Source organism: Nocardia sp. PE-7 (genome assembly GCF_030486425.1).
In the GTDB taxonomy this organism is placed as follows: Bacteria; Actinomycetota; Actinomycetes; order Mycobacteriales; family Mycobacteriaceae; genus Nocardia; species Nocardia salmonicida_A.
Map to the genome: position 1 here is coordinate 6847448 of NZ_CP129614.1, position 14625 is coordinate 6862072.

General features: G+C 66.2%; 14 protein-coding genes. 8 read left to right on the top strand and 6 right to left on the bottom strand.

Translation table 11 applies throughout. From position 1 onward, the window contains the following. Positions 1 to 35: 35 nt before the first annotated feature. The 6 genes from QX204_RS32045 to QX204_RS32070 all read left to right on the top strand — a co-directional run bounded on the left by QX204_RS32045 (position 36) and on the right by QX204_RS32070 (position 7118). On the top strand, positions 36 to 1373 hold the full coding sequence (locus tag QX204_RS32045; RefSeq protein WP_301904188.1) for a cytochrome P450: 1338 nt from the start codon (positions 36 to 38) through the stop codon (positions 1371 to 1373). A gap of 319 nt (positions 1374 to 1692) precedes the next feature. After that, on the top strand, positions 1693 to 2583 hold the full coding sequence (locus tag QX204_RS32050; protein WP_301904189.1) for a L,D-transpeptidase: 891 nt from the start codon (positions 1693 to 1695) through the stop codon (positions 2581 to 2583). A 244-nt stretch (positions 2584 to 2827) separates the two neighbouring features. Next, entirely contained in the window at positions 2828 to 3760 is a 933-nt protein-coding gene (locus QX204_RS32055; RefSeq protein WP_301904190.1) for a carbohydrate ABC transporter permease, read from the top strand. Then, positions 3757 to 4623: a carbohydrate ABC transporter permease gene (locus QX204_RS32060; protein ID WP_301904191.1), complete on the top strand. Its 867-nt coding sequence runs from the start codon at positions 3757 to 3759 to the stop codon at positions 4621 to 4623. The genes QX204_RS32055 and QX204_RS32060 overlap by 4 nt, the downstream gene beginning before the upstream one ends. 21 nt (positions 4624 to 4644) lie before the next feature. After that, positions 4645 to 5973, top strand: a complete 1329-nt coding sequence (locus QX204_RS32065) for an ABC transporter substrate-binding protein (protein ID WP_301904192.1) — start codon at positions 4645 to 4647, stop codon at positions 5971 to 5973. Positions 5974 to 6041: 68 nt separating this feature from the next. Beyond that, positions 6042 to 7118, top strand: a complete 1077-nt coding sequence (locus tag QX204_RS32070) for an ABC transporter ATP-binding protein (RefSeq protein WP_301904193.1) — start codon at positions 6042 to 6044, stop codon at positions 7116 to 7118. Positions 7119 to 7128: 10 nt separating this feature from the next. Here the strand turns inward: QX204_RS32070 and QX204_RS32075 are convergent, their stop codons facing one another. From QX204_RS32075 to QX204_RS32085, 3 genes are all read right to left on the bottom strand, one after another. Next, the gene (locus tag QX204_RS32075; protein WP_301904194.1) at positions 7129 to 8310 is read right to left on the bottom strand and encodes a Fic family protein; all 1182 of its coding nucleotides are present in this window, start codon (positions 8308 to 8310) and stop codon (positions 7129 to 7131) included. 106 nt (positions 8311 to 8416) lie between these two features. After that, positions 8417 to 9169 (bottom strand): MBL fold metallo-hydrolase, encoded by a 753-nt coding sequence (locus tag QX204_RS32080; RefSeq protein ID WP_301904196.1) that lies wholly within the window; start codon positions 9167 to 9169, stop codon positions 8417 to 8419. 28 nt (positions 9170 to 9197) lie between these two features. Next, entirely contained in the window at positions 9198 to 11213 is a 2016-nt protein-coding gene (locus tag QX204_RS32085; protein WP_301904197.1) for a M13 family metallopeptidase, read from the bottom strand. 115 nt (positions 11214 to 11328) lie between these two features. On the opposite strand from QX204_RS32085, the gene QX204_RS32090 reads away from it, so the two are divergent. Beyond that, on the top strand, positions 11329 to 11913 hold the full coding sequence (locus QX204_RS32090) for a hypothetical protein (protein ID WP_301904199.1): 585 nt from the start codon (positions 11329 to 11331) through the stop codon (positions 11911 to 11913). Here the strand turns inward: QX204_RS32090 and QX204_RS32095 are convergent. Then, a complete protein-coding gene (locus QX204_RS32095) occupies positions 11910 to 12275 on the bottom strand; it encodes a DUF397 domain-containing protein (protein WP_301904200.1) in 366 nt (121 codons plus the stop codon). The two genes, QX204_RS32090 and QX204_RS32095, sit on opposite strands and share 4 nt — an antisense overlap. 10 nt (positions 12276 to 12285) lie before the next feature. Continuing rightward, on the bottom strand, positions 12286 to 13140 hold the full coding sequence (locus tag QX204_RS32100) for a helix-turn-helix domain-containing protein (protein ID WP_301904201.1): 855 nt from the start codon (positions 13138 to 13140) through the stop codon (positions 12286 to 12288). 221 nt (positions 13141 to 13361) lie between these two features. On the opposite strand from QX204_RS32100, the gene QX204_RS32105 reads away from it, so the two are divergent. Further along, the gene (locus QX204_RS32105; protein WP_301904202.1) at positions 13362 to 13892 is read left to right on the top strand and encodes a hypothetical protein; all 531 of its coding nucleotides are present in this window, start codon (positions 13362 to 13364) and stop codon (positions 13890 to 13892) included. Positions 13893 to 13894: 2 nt separating this feature from the next. On the opposite strand, the gene QX204_RS32110 is transcribed toward QX204_RS32105, so the two are convergent. Continuing rightward, entirely contained in the window at positions 13895 to 14614 is a 720-nt protein-coding gene (locus tag QX204_RS32110; RefSeq protein WP_301904203.1) for a pirin family protein, read from the bottom strand. Positions 14615 to 14625: the final 11 nt, after the last annotated feature.

Below are 14625 nucleotides of genomic sequence, written 5' to 3' on the forward strand. Positions count from 1 at the left end.
CGAACCGCCGGGAGGAGTCCCCCGTAGTAAAGGACATGAGTTCGCTGAGCCCCGCGCCCGCCGCGCCGCGCCTTTCGCTGCTGCACGGCGTTGCCGCGGGGCGGGATTTCGAGGGCTACCTGCGACGACGCGGGGCGCGCAGTGATCCGTTCGCGGTCGGGTTTCCCGGGTTTCCGCCGGTGCTGTTCACCGGAACGGCCGAGGGCGCGCGCGAATTGTTCCGCGCGCCCGTCGCACTGCTCGAACCTCCTCGACCCAATCCGATCGAGCCGATGGTCGGGGCCGCGTCGCTGATTCTCAGTTCCGGGACACGACATCGCACGGATCGCGCGCTGTTGGCGCCGGCGTTGCACGGCGCTCGGATGCGGTCGCTGGGGAAGGTGATCCGAGATGCCGCGCTGCACGAAATCCAGTGTGGTGCAGGCGGTCCCTGGCAAATCGGCACTCGGATCGATGCGCTCACGGCCGCGCGCGCCATCACCCTGCGCGTCATCCTCGCCGCGGTGTTCGGCTCCGACTCCGATCGCGCGGCCGAATACGGCCCGCCGGTCAACGATTTCCTCGCCGCGTTCACCACCCCGCTGATGGTGGCGCCCGTATTGCGCCGCGGCATGGGTGGTTTCGGCCCGTGGGAGCGGTTCACCGCGGCTCGGGAGCGACTGGACGAGCTGATCACGGCCGACATCACCCACCGTCGCCGCACCGGCCCGTCCGACGGTGACCTGCTCGATCTGCTCCTCGCCCTGCGCTACGACGACGGCGCCGCGCCCACCGACTCCGAACTGTGCGACCAGCTACGCACCCTGCTCGTCGCGGGCCACGAAACCACCGCGACCACGCTCACCTGGGCGCTCTACCACCTGCACCGCGAACCCGGTCTGCTCGATCGCGTGCTCGCCGAGCTTCCGGTCGCGGGCGACGACCCCGCCGAACTCGCCCGACTACCGCTGCTCGACGCCGTCTGCCAGGAAACCCTGCGCCTGCACCCGCCGGTACCGATCGTGCTGCGCACGGTGAAGGAGCCGTTGCGCTGGCGCGGAGTCGACGTCGCCGCGGGCGCCACCATCGGCCTTGCCGTCGGCGTACTGCACAGTCAGCCGTCCACCTGGCCGGCACCGCACCTGTTCCACCCCGACCGATTCCTCGACCGCGCGGTGACCCCGTTCGAGTTCGCGCCGTTCGGCGGCGGCCACCGGCGTTGCATCGGCGCGACGCTGGCCGACTACGAGTTGCGGATCGTGCTGGCGACGCTGCTGACCGAGGTCAGGTTGACCCTCGAACCGTCGCTGGCGCTCGGCGGGCGGCCACGCACGGTGCCCCGCAATCTCGCGACCGCGCCGGATCGAGCGATCCACTTCACACGCGCCGGGTGATCTGCCTCACGTGACGTTTGAGACTCACACCCCTGTACTTCCCGGCTGTTCGCGCGCACTGCCATCGACTCGCCGCTGTGAGCGCGGCGTTTGACGAAAGCCGATGAATAACAGGACGTTATGTGACGCACAGCACATAGTTGCCGCCCTGTTATCACCGCTCGACGTGGCTGGCACCCGGTCACCTGGTGCGGGTAGTAATGGAGGGTCTGGGTCGGGGACGTCGTTACCCGGTAGAGACCCGTTGCGGGCTCTGCGTCAATGAGAAAAAGCGTCAATGAGTAGATCTCGGGCCGCCGCACGCGGAACGAGAGATGGAATGGACGAGAAACCTATGCACTACGAGGCAAATATGCGGCAGTCGCACTGGCTTCGCCGGGGTCTGCTGCTGTCGGCAGCGATCGCGGCGACCGGCGCGCTGATCGCCGTGCCCGCGCAGGCTCAGCCGACTCTGCCGGGCTTCGGCGCCGGTTCGAGCCAGCCCGCGGTGAACGAGCCCGCGCAGCCGGCGCCGTTCGCGCCGCCGAACATCAACATCGCCGACGGCGAGACCGTCGGCGTCGCGCAGCCGATCATCATCACCTTCCAGGAGCCGGTCGAAGACCGCGCGGCCGCCGAGCGGGCCATCAAGGTCACCTCGAGCACCAACGCGCCGGGCTACTTCTACTGGACCTCCAGCAAGCAGGTTCGCTGGAAGCCCGCCGAGTTCTGGCCCGCCAACACCAACGTGACCGTGGCCGCGGGTGGCACCACCAGCGCTTTCCACATCGGTGACGCGTTCGTCGCCACCGTCGACGACGCCACCAAGATGATCGTCGTGACGATCAACGGTGAGGTCGTGCGCGAGATGCCGACCTCGCTCGGCAAGACCGGTCACGAGACCCCCAACGGCACCTACATCGTGGGTGAGCGGCTCGAGAAGATGACGATGGACTCGTCCACCTACGGCGTGCCCGTCACCGATCCCGAGGGCTACAAGCTCGAGGTCGAATACGCCACCCGCATCTCCAACAGCGGCATCTTCGTCCACGCCGCACCGTGGTCGGTCGCACAGCAGGGCTATTCCAACGCCAGCCACGGCTGCCTCAATGTGAGCACAGCGGACGCGAAGTGGTTCCTGGAGAACTCGCGCCGCGGTGACGCCGTGATCATCACCGGCACCCAGGGCGGAACCCTCAGTGCGGGAGACGGTCTCGGCGACTGGAACTGATGTTCTGAGCTCATCCGCCTCTCCGCGTAATCCAGCCAGACTCGAGCGGGTTGGTCGTCGGCTACGCGGCCGACAGTCAGGTGAGTGCGGAGTCAGCCGGTTCCCGGTGAGTTACCCATGTACTCGCTGAAGAAGGGCCGAACAATACGATCAAACGGGTCGTGTTGTTCGGCCCTTTGCTGTAATCAGTCTTGTGTGCCCGATGTTCAGGAAATCGGCGGGCAGGGTTAACCAACGGTTCGCCATGCGCCGTAAAGCTGCCGCGGTGCGACAGAGTCCGGAGCGGGTGCTCCCCGGGAGAAACCGTCCGTGGCAGGACTACGCGCTCTTCGCGGTACTCGTGGTGCCGAACCTGGCGCTGCTCACCCTGTTCGTTTACCGGCCGCTTGCGGACAACATCCGGCTGTCGTTCACCGACTGGAACATCGCTGATCCGGTGGCGAATTCGGTCGGGTTCGACAACTACATCGAATGGTGGCAGCGCGACGACTCATGGAAGGTCGTCAGCAATACGGTGATCTTCACCGTGGCGGCCGTCGTGGTGAGTATGGCGCTCGGTCTCGCGCTCGCGATGCTGCTCGATCGAAAACTGTTCGGGCGCAATGTAGTCCGCTCCGCCATTTTCGCCCCGTTCGTGATTTCGGGCGCGGCGATCGGGGTAGCTTTTCAATTCATCTTCGATCCGAGTTTCGGTCTGGTACAAGACGTACTGCACCGACTCGGCGTGGAAAATGTACCGGATTTCTATCAGGACCCGGAATGGGCTCTGTTCATGGTGACGCTCACCTACATCTGGAAGAATCTCGGCTACGCCTTCGTGATCTATCTGGCCGCGCTGCAAGGCGTGCGCGCCGAATTACTCGAAGCTGCCGAAATGGATGGCGCGAACAGCTGGACTCGATTCACGAAAGTCCTTCTGCCACAACTACGCCCGACAACCTTCTTCCTGTCGATCACCGTATTGCTGAACTCGCTCCAAGTGTTCGACATCATCAATGTGATGACGCGCGGCGGACCGCTCGGCAACGGCACGACCACGATGGTGTTCCAGGTGTACGAGGAGTCGTTCCGCAATTTCCGGGCCGGCTACGGCGCCACCGTGGCCACGATCATGTTCGTGGTGCTGCTGGTGGTCACGTTGATCCAAGTGCGCGTGATGGACCGAGGCGAACGATGAAACATGTGGGTCCGCAAACGCTTTCGTACCGACGCCGCGAACGCGCCGTCACCCTGCTCGGCTACGCGGCCATGGTGTGCGTGTTGATCATCGTCGGGGTCCCGCTGTTCTGGATCCTGATCACCTCGCTCAAGGACCGCTCCGACATCTACACCCAGCCCGCGGTCTACTGGCCGCACAGCTGGCACCCGGAGAACTACAGCCACGCCACCACCACGGTGCCGTTCTGGACGTTCCTGCGGAACTCCCTGATCGTCACCGGCGTGGTGTCGGTGGTGAAGTTCGCGCTCGGGGTGTTCAGCGCCTACGGCCTGGTGTTCCTGCGCTTCCCCGGTAAGAACATCGTGTTCCTGGTGATCATCGCGGCGCTGATGGTGCCCAACCAGATCACCGTCATCTCCAACTACGCCTTCATCGCGCAGCTGGGCTGGCGAAACACCTTCCAGGGCATCATCGTTCCGCTCTGCGGCGTCGCCTTCGGCACCTTCCTGATGCGCAACCACTTCCTGTCGCTGCCCGCCGAGGTGATCGAAGCAGCGCGGATGGACGGGGCGAACTGGTGGCGGCTGCTCACCCGCGTGGTGCTGCCCATGTCGGGGCCGACGATGGTGGCGTTCGCGGTGGTGACGCTGGTCAACGAGTGGAACGAGTACCTCTGGCCGTTCCTGATGGCCGATTCCGCCGAGGTCGCGACGCTGCCGGTGGGCCTGACCCTGCTGCAGAACACCGAGAACCCGAGCGTCACCAACTGGGGGCCGGTGATGGCGGGCACCGTGCTCACCATGTTGCCGATCCTCATCGTCTTCCTCGCCCTGCAACGTCACATGATCAAGGGCCTCACCTCCGGTGCGGTCAAGGGATAGATCTCGAACAGGAGTTCGCCAGTGTCCAACTCACGATTCCCGGCGTTGAGTCGCCGTGGCTTCCTCGGCCTGACCGGCGGCGTCGCCGCTGCCGCGGCGCTGTCCGCGTGCGCGGGCACCGGCGGCGGCTCCGGCGATTCCGGTGACGCCGGCACCATCACCTTCTGGTCCAACCACCCCGGCACCTCCAAGGAGCTGGAGCTGGAGCTGATCAACCGGTTCCAGACCGCGCACCCCGACCTGAAGGTGAACCTGGTCGACGCGGGCAAGAACTACGAGGAGGTGGCGCAGAAGTTCAACGCCGCGCTCACCGGCGGTGAACTGCCCGATGTTGTCGTGCTGTCGGATGTCTGGTGGTTCAACTACGCGCTGAGCAAGGCCATCGAGCCGCTCGACGGACTCTTCGGCGCCGCGGGCGTGCAACTGGGCGACTACGTCGACTCACTCGCCGCCGACTACCTGTTCGACGGCAAGCACTACGCGCTGCCCTACGCCCGTTCGACGCCGCTGTTCTACTACAACAAGGACGTCTGGGCGAAGGCCGGACTGCCCGACCGCGGCCCGAACTCCTGGCAGGAATTCGACGAGTGGGGCCCCAAGCTGCAGTCGCTCGTCGGCGCCGACAAGTTCGCGCATGCCTGGGGTGACGCCAAGAACTACCTGGGCTGGACCTTCCAGGGCCCGAACTGGACCTTCGGCGGCGCCTACTCCGATCAGTGGAAGCTGAAGTTCACCGATCCGGGCTCGATCGCCGCGGCCACCTACCTGCGCGACTCGATCAACGTCAAGAAGTACGCCGCGATCCGTCCGCAGATCGCGGTCGACTTCGGCACCGGCGTGGCCGCCTCGACCATCGCCTCCACCGGCGATCTGAAGGGCATCAAGAAGAACGCCGACGGCAAGTTCGAGGTCGGCACCGCGTTCCTGCCGCATCCGAACGGTCCCGGCGTCACCACCGGCGGCGCCGGTCTGGCGATTCCGTCGCGGATCTCGGAGGCGCGAAAGCTCAACGCGCTCAAGTTCATCGAGTTCATCACCAATGCGGCCAACACGGCGTACTTCACGCAGAACACGGGCTACATGCCGGTGCGCAAGTCGGCCGTGACCGACCCGAGCGAGATCGACTTCCTGGCGAAGAACCCGAACTCCAAGGTCGCCATCGACCAGCTCTCGGTCGCGAAGTCGCAGGACTACGCCCGCGTGTTCGTGCCCGGCGCCGACCAGATCATCGGCACCGGCTACGAGCAGATCGGCCTCCAGAACGCCGATCCGGCAACGGTTCTCGCGAAGGTGGCCGCCGACGTGCAGGCGATCATCGACCGGCAGATCACGCCCAAGCTGCCCAAGTAGTTCCCCGCGGGCCGGTGGTCCCTGGTGACCACCGGCCCGTCTCGCTTTCCCCGCTAGGAGAATTCGCCATGGCGACAGTGCAGTTCGACGGTGTGACCCATCGCTATCCCGGCGCCGACGCTCCCGCCGTCGACGCACTCGACATCGACATCGCCGATGGTGAGTTCCTCGTGCTGGTCGGTCCTTCCGGCTGCGGCAAGTCGACGAGTCTGCGCATGCTGGCCGGACTGGAATCCGTGGAGGCGGGCACGATTCGGATCGGTGAACGCGATGTCACCGACCTGCCGCCGCGCGCCCGCGATGTGGCGATGGTGTTCCAGAGCTACGCGCTCTACCCGAATATGACCGTCGCGCAGAACATGGGCTTCGCGCTGCGCAATGCGGGAATGTCGAAGTCCGACACGTTGGTTCGGGTGAAGGAGGCCGCGGCGATGCTCGAACTCGAGCCGCTGCTCGACCGCAAACCGGCCAAGCTCTCGGGCGGCCAGCGACAGCGCGTCGCCATGGGCCGCGCCATCGTGCGCCGCCCGCAGGTGTTCTGCATGGACGAGCCGCTGTCCAACCTGGACGCGAAGTTGCGGGTGAGCACCCGTTCCCAGATCGCCGCGTTGCAGCAGCGTCTCGGCACCACCACGGTCTACGTCACGCACGACCAGGTCGAGGCGATGACGATGGGCCACCGTGTGGCGGTGCTCCGCGCGGGCACGTTGCAGCAGATCGCCTCGCCCCGCGAGCTCTACGACAATCCGGTGAACACCTTCGTCGCCGGATTCATCGGTTCACCCGGCATGAACCTGCTCGAAGCACCCGTAGTCGACGGCGAAGCCGTGCTCGACGGACTGCGAATCCCGACGCCGCGCAGCGTTTCCGGCGCTCGCATGGTGCTCGGCATCCGTCCCGAGTCCTGGGAGGTCACCACCGATCCCGCCGGAATCACCGTCGTCGCAGAACTACTCGAGGAGCTGGGCGCCGAATCGTTCGTCTACACCCACGGCGCGGGCACCGACTGGTCCACCCGCTCCGGCAAGATCGTCGTCCGGGTGGACCGGCGGTTTCGGACCACCCTCGGCGAAACTCTGCACCTACGGCCGAAGCCCGAAGAGGTGTTCTTCTTCGACGCGGACACCGAACTGCGCCTGCGCTGATACCTGGGTGTCAGGACAGGCCCGCCGCGGTGCGGCGACCGATCGCGGCGTTGAGGGCGTCGAGTTCGGCGAGGATGTCGGTGGCGGCCCAGATCCGGTTGCGTTTGGAATCGGAGACGACTTCGAGAATGCCTACGTCGACGAGTCGTTCGAGGGCTCGGTAGGTGGCCGAGTCGGTCGTCGCCGTGATGGCGTTCGCGCCGGCGATGGTGAGGATGGGGTGCTCGAGCAGGTTCGCCAGTAGCGCCTCGTCGGCCGAACCGCCGCGTGGGCGGGCGCGGTCGCGCCATCGCTGGGGGAGCGCGGTGAGGGTGCGGGCCGAGTCGATGGCCGCCTCGCTGGCATACACCGCCGCGAGCGAAAGGTAGAGAACGAACTCGTCGGCGGCGCCGGCTCGGTAGGCCGCCAGTTGGGCGAAGTAGCGCGAGGTGTCGGCGAGCATGACCGACGCCAAGGGCACGGTCACCCTGTCGGTCAGCCCGCGTCTGCGCAGAATGGCGCTCACCAGGGCCCGGCCGATCCGGCCGTTGCCGCTGACGAAGGGGTGGATGGACACGAACTGAGCGTGCGCGATCGCGGCTTGGACGAGGATCGGCAGATCGCCGCGCGCGACGAAGGCCAGCAAGTCGGCCATCAATTCGGGCACGAGTTCTGGGGGCGGCGGTACATACAGGGCGTGCAGTGGCGTGTAATCGCTGCCGCCGATCCAGGTTTGGACTGTGCGAAAACGCCCGGCCTTCTCCCACTCCGGGGCGATCAGCACGCGGTGGGCGCTGAGCAGACTCGCTTCGGTGATCCTGCCGGTCGCCGCCGTGTCGACCAGGCCCGTGAGTGATCGCACCGCGCCGACCTGTGACTCCGCCTCGGCGCGGGTCGTCGCGCCGCCGAAGGCTTTGCTGAATGCTCGCCAGCCCGCATCGATGTGCTCGATTCGCGAGGACGCCACCGCCTCACTGCGGAGCAGGAATTCGCGCAGCGGTGGCGAGTACTGACCCTGTCCTGCTTCGAGATGCGTCACCGCGATCACCGCGGCTTCGCTGGCCGATGTTGTTCGCCTGGAGGCGAAGTCGAGTTCGGCGATGCGCGGGGGGATCGACACCGCGACGCGCTCCGGCATCGGACCGACCCGTGGCCCGCGTCCGTCCCGCGCCGTCCAGGGACGCTGCTCCGTACGGTGGGCCGGCCAACTCATGTGCTTTTACTATACTTTCGCTATCGAAAACGCCACTGACTTGTCAGCTACTCGCGTTTTTCGGAGGGAACGACAGTAGCGAACTGACTAGTCGCTGCTTGTGTCGTCAGGTGAGATCCGTCGCCGCGTGAGTCCTGGCTCGGCTGACGGCTTGTCCGATGCCCTCGGTGAAGGGCGCGCCGTGCCCGGGGAGGACCAGGTCGGCGGCGAGCGATTCGAGGGCCTCGAGGGCTACCAGGGTTTCCGGGGTCGAATGGTTGAAGAAGTCGGGGAGTAGTTGGGGGCCTTCGATTTTCGACGTGGGATGGGCGGTAACCAGCGTGTCGCCGGTGGCTACCGCGCCGGCGTTCGGCAGATAGAAGGCGCTATGCCCGGAGGTGTGGCCAGGCGAGGGGATCGGGATCGGGTTGCCGGGGAAGTCGAGGGCGCCCTCGGCCGGGAAGGGCTGGATGTGGGGGACCGGGTTCTTGCGAAGGCCGCCCGCGGCGGTGATGCGGGCGGCCCAGCCGATCGTGTCGAGGTCGGTGAGGCGTTTGATCACATCGAGCGGAGTGGCGGATTCGTGGACCTCGCCACGGGCGTGCGCGACCTCGATTTCGCTGGTGTAGACCGGGATCCCGTAGTGGCGGTGCAGGTGGTTCAGTGCGCCGACATGGTCCAGGTGGGCATGGGTCAGCAGGATCGCCTCGATGTCTTCGGGGCGGTGGCCCAGCGCTCGGATCGACTTCTCGATGGTGGCGGCGTCGCCGTGCCAGCCCGCGTCGATGAGCGTCAGATCGCGGCCGTCGCGGAGCAGGACCATGTTCACATGGGTGCCCGCGATGGTGAAGATATTGTCGGCTACCTGCTGGTGACGCATGGGTCCCTCTCCACAGCAATGGATTACGTCACCAGATTGTCACGCGCTCCTCGGGCTTCAGGAACAGCTTGTCGTCGGGGGTCACGTCGAAGGCCTCGTAGAAGCTGTCGATATTGCGGATCACCGCATTGCAGCGGAACTCCGGCGGGGAGTGCGGGTCGACGGCGAGACGGCGGATGGCTTCCTCGGTGCGAGCCTTGGTGCGCCAGACCTGCGCCCAGCCGTAGAAGACGCGCTGCAGCCCGGTGAGGCCGTCGATGACCGGGGGTTCCTTGCCGTCGAGCGAGATCTTGTAGGCGGCGAGGGCAATGGACAGCCCGCCCAGGTCGCCGATGTTCTCGCCGATGGTGAACTCGCCGTTCACGGTGTGCTCGTCGTCGAGTTCGGCGGGGGAGAGCACGTTGTACTGGTCGATCAAAGCCTTTGTGCGCTTGCCGAACTCGGCGCGATCCTCGTCGGTCCACCAGTCCTGCATGTTGCCGTCGCCGTCGTACTTGGCGCCTTGGTCGTCGAAACCGTGGCCGATCTCGTGGCCGATCACCGCGCCGATCCCGCCGTAGTTGGCGGCGTCGTCGGCGTTCATGTCGAAGAACGGCGGCTGCAGGATCGCCGCGGGGAACACGATCTCGTTCATGCCGGGGTTGTAGTAGGCGTTCACCGTCTGCGGGGTCATGAACCACTCGCCGCGATCGACCTCGCCACCCAGTTTGCCCAGGTCGCGATCGTGGTCGGCGGCGTGGCCACGGCGGTAGTTGCCGACGAGGTCTCCTGCGTCGATCTCGACCGCCGAGTAGTCACGCCAGGTGTCGGGGTAGCCGATCTTGGGGGTGAACTTCTCCAGCTTGGTGAGCGCGGCGGCGCGGGTATCGGGGCCCATCCACTCGAGGTCGGCGATATTGCGCCGGTAGGCCTCCTGGAGGTTGGCCACCAGCTCGACCATGCGGGCCTTGGCCTGCGGCGGAAAGTGCCGGGCCACATACAGTTTGCCGACCGCCTCGCCGAGCAGTTCCTGCACCAGCGACACGCCGCGCTTCCAGCGCTCGCGGTTCTCCTCGGCGCCGGTGAGGGTGCGGCCGTAGAAGTCGAAGTACTCCTCGACGATCTCGTCAGTGAGGAATCCGGCGCGCGCGTGCAGCACCTGCCACGCCGCCCACGCCTGCCAATCCGCTCGCGGCACCTCGGCCCACGCGGTGGCGAAGGCGCCCAGGTAGTCGGGCTGACGGACGACGAGCTCGGCGAACAGGTCCTCGCCGTCACGGTCGAGACCGGTGGCGACGCCTTCCACCCAAGCGGCCCAGTCGAATTCCGGGTGCTCGGCGACCAGGTCGGCGAAGGTCGTGAGGTTGTAGCTCTTTTCGGCATCGCGGCGGCGCACCACGTCCCAATGGCCCGCGGCGAGTGTGCGTTCCAGCTCGATCACGCGACGGGCGGCATCGGCCGGGTCCGTCGGGAGCAGGCCGTCCAAGGACGCGTCGGCGGCGGCGATGGTGAACATCTTGGTGATGTGCGCGAGGTAGGCGTCGCGGATCGGCGCGAACTCCTCGGAGCGGTAGTAGGACTCGTCGGGCAGCCCGATGCCCGACTGGGTCGCGTGCACCAGGTACCGGGTGGAGTTCTTGTCGTCGGTGTCGACGTAGTAGGCGAGCGCGCCACGGACTCCCGTGCGCTGCAAACGACCGAGCAGCGCGGCGAACGCGCTCGGGTCGGCGACCTCGGCGATCGCGCGCAGCTCGTCGGCGATCGGGGAGAACCCGGCCGCCGCGACCACATCGGTGGCCATGAAGCTCGAGAACAGATCCCCGATCTTGCGGGCATCGGCATCGTCGGCGGCACCGGAGGCGCTGTCGGTGATGATCGCCTGCACATCGAGCTCGGCCTGGTCGTAGAGCGTGCGGAACGCACCGTCGACAGCCCGATCGGCCGGAATCACGTACCCGGCCAACCACTGCCCGTTGACATGTGTGAACAGATCGTCCTGCACCCGCACATCCTCATCGCGGAAGGACAGATCGATACCGGAGGGAGCGCTCAGATCAGAAGTCACGCTCCCCAGTATGCCGAAATCGCCTCTTCGACGGCCCGCACCGTGGATACCCAGCCCGGAAATCATCTCTGCGCAGGCGATACCTCGCGAAGTGGACGATGATCCACGAGTGGATATGGATCGAATCAGGACCGACGTCGAGCAGCTCGCGACACGGTTCGGTGTCACCGCTCCGGGTGTCGAGGCCGGGAAGGTATCGGAGTGGTGCCTCGATGGTGTGGAGCCGCGGTTCAGGACGCAACAGCCGCCGATGGTCACCATCGGGCCGAGGTTCGATTCGCTCTCACAGCCCGAGCGAGAGGGCGCGCTCGCCGAAGCGATTGTGAGCCTCGACTTGCAGTGGGCGGGTCGGTACCGGTTGTTGCTCACCGTGGTGGTCATGGTCGTGGTTCCGTATGCAGCACTCGAGTTGGTCGAGAGGCTGGACCTCCTCCCTGGGATGACGCGCTGGCACTGGGCCGGCCTGGCCCTGATTACCGGTCTCACCGGAATTCTCGTGGCGCATTGTGTCTACGGCCGACGAACGATTTATCACCTCGACCGCCGGATGACGGAAGTACTGGGTCGCGAGCTGACCGAGATGACGATCAACCTCGGCGCCCGCAGCCGAGCGGCCGCGGGTGGCTTCATGAGGCTCTCCACACCCAGTGCGCCGCAGCGACTACGGCGACTCGACTCGGATCCGGCGTCCGGCGTCTAGACGCAGGCGAACTCGTCGTCGCGGACGCCGGCTACGAAGGCTTCCCATTCGGGGGCGGTGAAATGGAGGAGGACGTCTTCGTGGCGGAGGGTGGCCGAGCCGTCGGGGGAGGTGTGGGCGACGAGGTCGGGGTGGCGGCGCGCGGTCCGGAGGCAGTGCAGGAAGGCTGTCCACAGGGGGGCGTCGACGGTGATGATGGGCTCGTCCGAGCCGGTGTTCATCGGGTTGCGGCGGAATTTGCTGTCTCGTACCTGGACAGCGTTTCCATCGAAACGAACCTCGACACATTGGTTGCCGTTATTGGAGTGCGACGAGCTGAACCAGCCGTGTTCGGCCGGGCGGCGACGAGCGGTGGTGGACATACCTCGAATCTTACACGCTTGCATACTCCCTGATCAGGGCGAGAGATTCGGTGCGAGAAAGCGATTGCTCGCGGGCACGCACGTAGGCGAAGCCGAGATCGCGGACCTGTTCGGCATCGTCGACATGACCACCGAACACCGCGCTCTCGGCCCATGCGAAAGTCGGTAGCTGGTCGCTTGCGAAGTCGAGCAGATGGAAGCTGGAACCGCCGAGCACGGCCCCTTCGGGCGCGCTGAACGGGATGACGCGCACGTCGACGGTGTCGAGCTCACGCACCAGCGCGACCAGGTGACGCAACTGCGCACGCAACACCTCACTACCGCCGGTCTGCTGACGCAGCGTGGCCTCGCCCAGCACGGCGGTGAGTTCGAGCGGATCGGGTTCGCGCAGCCGCCGCTGACGACGTAGTCGTATGGCGACTAATTGGTCCACTTGTACCGGCCGGATCATCACATCGGCGCTGATCAGGGCCCGCGCGTAAGCCTCGGTCTGCAACAGCCCCGGCACGATCATGCTGTCGTAGCTGCGGATACTCTCCGCGCCCGCCTCCATCCCGTACAGCCGCTGCAGCTCGGGACCGATCAGGGCCGAGGAGGCCGTCGCCCACCACCCGCGTTGCTTGCTCGCCCCGAGTAGGGCGAGCAGTTCACGGCGTTCGTCGGGCGTGACGTCGAGGACGTCGAGGACCGGCTCGATCGTGGTGCGGGTGAGCACCCGCCTGCCCTTCTCGACATGGGACCAATTGGCGGGAGTGAACCCGACGCGGCGAGCGAATCCGGCCGAATCGAACCCGCGCTGCTCGCGCAATTCGCGCAGGCGCAGAACGAGTTCCCACCGTGCGACAGTCGGCGAAACGGGAGCCATGGGCGAATATCGTACGCTTATCGACACGCTAGCTACTGACTATTGTCAGCGCGGTTGTGCGGCTATAGGCTGTCCGGAACGGTCTTTTTCTCTCATGTCCTGCCGTTATGAAAAAGTTTCCCGCGCCACCGGGCCGCAATGGTCCATCCCTTACCGAGATTCGCTCGAAGCGAGCGAACTCCCAGCTACATCGAGCCACCGTCGACAGAGACGAGGTCGTGATGAGCACGTTGCACACTGATGAGGACAAGGGCGGGTATACGGCGGCCGAGGAGTACTCGGCCACCCAGGACGCTTTGGCGCGCTGTCGCCACTACCGCAAGCACCATGGCCTCTACGGCGTCGTCGACGCCGCGCTGGGGCGGATCGTGCTCGAGATCGGCGCGGTCGGCGCGGTGGTGATGCCGTCCACGCTGGGCGAACGGGTCCGCGGGTTGCTCGTCACGCGTGGCCTGCGCTGCGGGCCGATCATCGCCCACCCACGCTCCGGTCGCTGGACCTTCCTCACCGGGCCGGTCGACAACTCCTACCTCGACACCGTGCTGTTCGCCGAGTTGTTCCGGGTGTGCGCCTCGGTCGCCCTACCCGGCAGCGACATCGTGCTGCCGTCGCCGGCCGACGAGCGCAGCGGATATCGCACCTGGATGCAGGCGCCCGACGGTGATTTCCGACCGGAATTCGCGGAGATCGTCGCCGTGACCCGGAGCAACGCCAAGTCGGCGACCTTGGCGCGCCAGCCGGGTTCGGCCTGAGTTCACTGGCCGCCGAGGCGCGCGTGCATCTCCCAGACGAGCACCTCGGCATCGCCGTGCGGACGAATCGACTGGCCGCCGGAGCGGGTCAGCCGAATCGCGTCGCCCTGGGACAGAACACCGAGTCCCTCGACGTCGATCTCGCCGCGCGCGACGAAGACATGCAGGTAGGGCGCATCGGGGAGGGTCACTCCGGGGCTGTCGGCGCTCATCCTCGCTACGTGCATGGCGGCATGCGAGGAATTGATCGCGATGGCGGTGCGGTCGCGATAGCGGGGTAGGCCCGACGCGACCGTCACCAGGTCGCCGCGCGCGAGTTCGTCATCGATCTCGAGCTGCTGGTAGCCGGGGTCGACGCCGGGCTCGTCGGGGACCACCCACATCTGCACGAAATGCACCGGCTCGTCGTGGGATCTGCCGTCGAGGCGCCACGAATCGTTCTTCTCGGAGTGTTGGATGCCGGTGCCCGCGCTCATGCGCTGAGCCAGACCCGGATAGATGACGCCGTTGTGCCCGAGCGAATCCTGATGCACCAGGCTGCCGCCGAGCACCCAGGTGACGATTTCCATGTCCCGATGCGGATGCGTGTCGAAGCCCTCGCCGGGCAGCACCACGTCCTCGTTGTTCACCAGCAACAGCCCGTGATGGGTGTTGTCCGGGTCGTAGTGCTCGCCGAACGAGAACGAATGCTTGGAGTCGAGCCACGGGATCCGCGTCTTCATCCGGTCGCCAC

Coding starts and splice junctions, on each gene's coding strand:
- QX204_RS32070 (WP_301904193.1), top strand. CDS start 6,042: ATGGCGACAGTGCAGTTCGACGGTGTGACCCATCGCTATCCCGGCGCC.
- QX204_RS32095 (WP_301904200.1), bottom strand. CDS start 12,275: ATGTCCACCACCGCTCGTCGCCGCCCGGCCGAACACGGCTGGTTCAGC.
- QX204_RS32110 (WP_301904203.1), bottom strand. CDS start 14,614: ATGAAGACGCGGATCCCGTGGCTCGACTCCAAGCATTCGTTCTCGTTC.
- QX204_RS32045 (WP_301904188.1), top strand. CDS start 36: ATGAGTTCGCTGAGCCCCGCGCCCGCCGCGCCGCGCCTTTCGCTGCTG.
- QX204_RS32050 (WP_301904189.1), top strand. CDS start 1,693: ATGGACGAGAAACCTATGCACTACGAGGCAAATATGCGGCAGTCGCAC.
- QX204_RS32100 (WP_301904201.1), bottom strand. CDS start 13,140: ATGGCTCCCGTTTCGCCGACTGTCGCACGGTGGGAACTCGTTCTGCGC.
- QX204_RS32055 (WP_301904190.1), top strand. CDS start 2,828: ATGCGCCGTAAAGCTGCCGCGGTGCGACAGAGTCCGGAGCGGGTGCTC.
- QX204_RS32090 (WP_301904199.1), top strand. CDS start 11,329: ATGGATCGAATCAGGACCGACGTCGAGCAGCTCGCGACACGGTTCGGT.
- QX204_RS32105 (WP_301904202.1), top strand. CDS start 13,362: ATGAGCACGTTGCACACTGATGAGGACAAGGGCGGGTATACGGCGGCC.
- QX204_RS32080 (WP_301904196.1), bottom strand. CDS start 9,169: ATGCGTCACCAGCAGGTAGCCGACAATATCTTCACCATCGCGGGCACC.
- QX204_RS32060 (WP_301904191.1), top strand. CDS start 3,757: ATGAAACATGTGGGTCCGCAAACGCTTTCGTACCGACGCCGCGAACGC.
- QX204_RS32075 (WP_301904194.1), bottom strand. CDS start 8,310: ATGAGTTGGCCGGCCCACCGTACGGAGCAGCGTCCCTGGACGGCGCGG.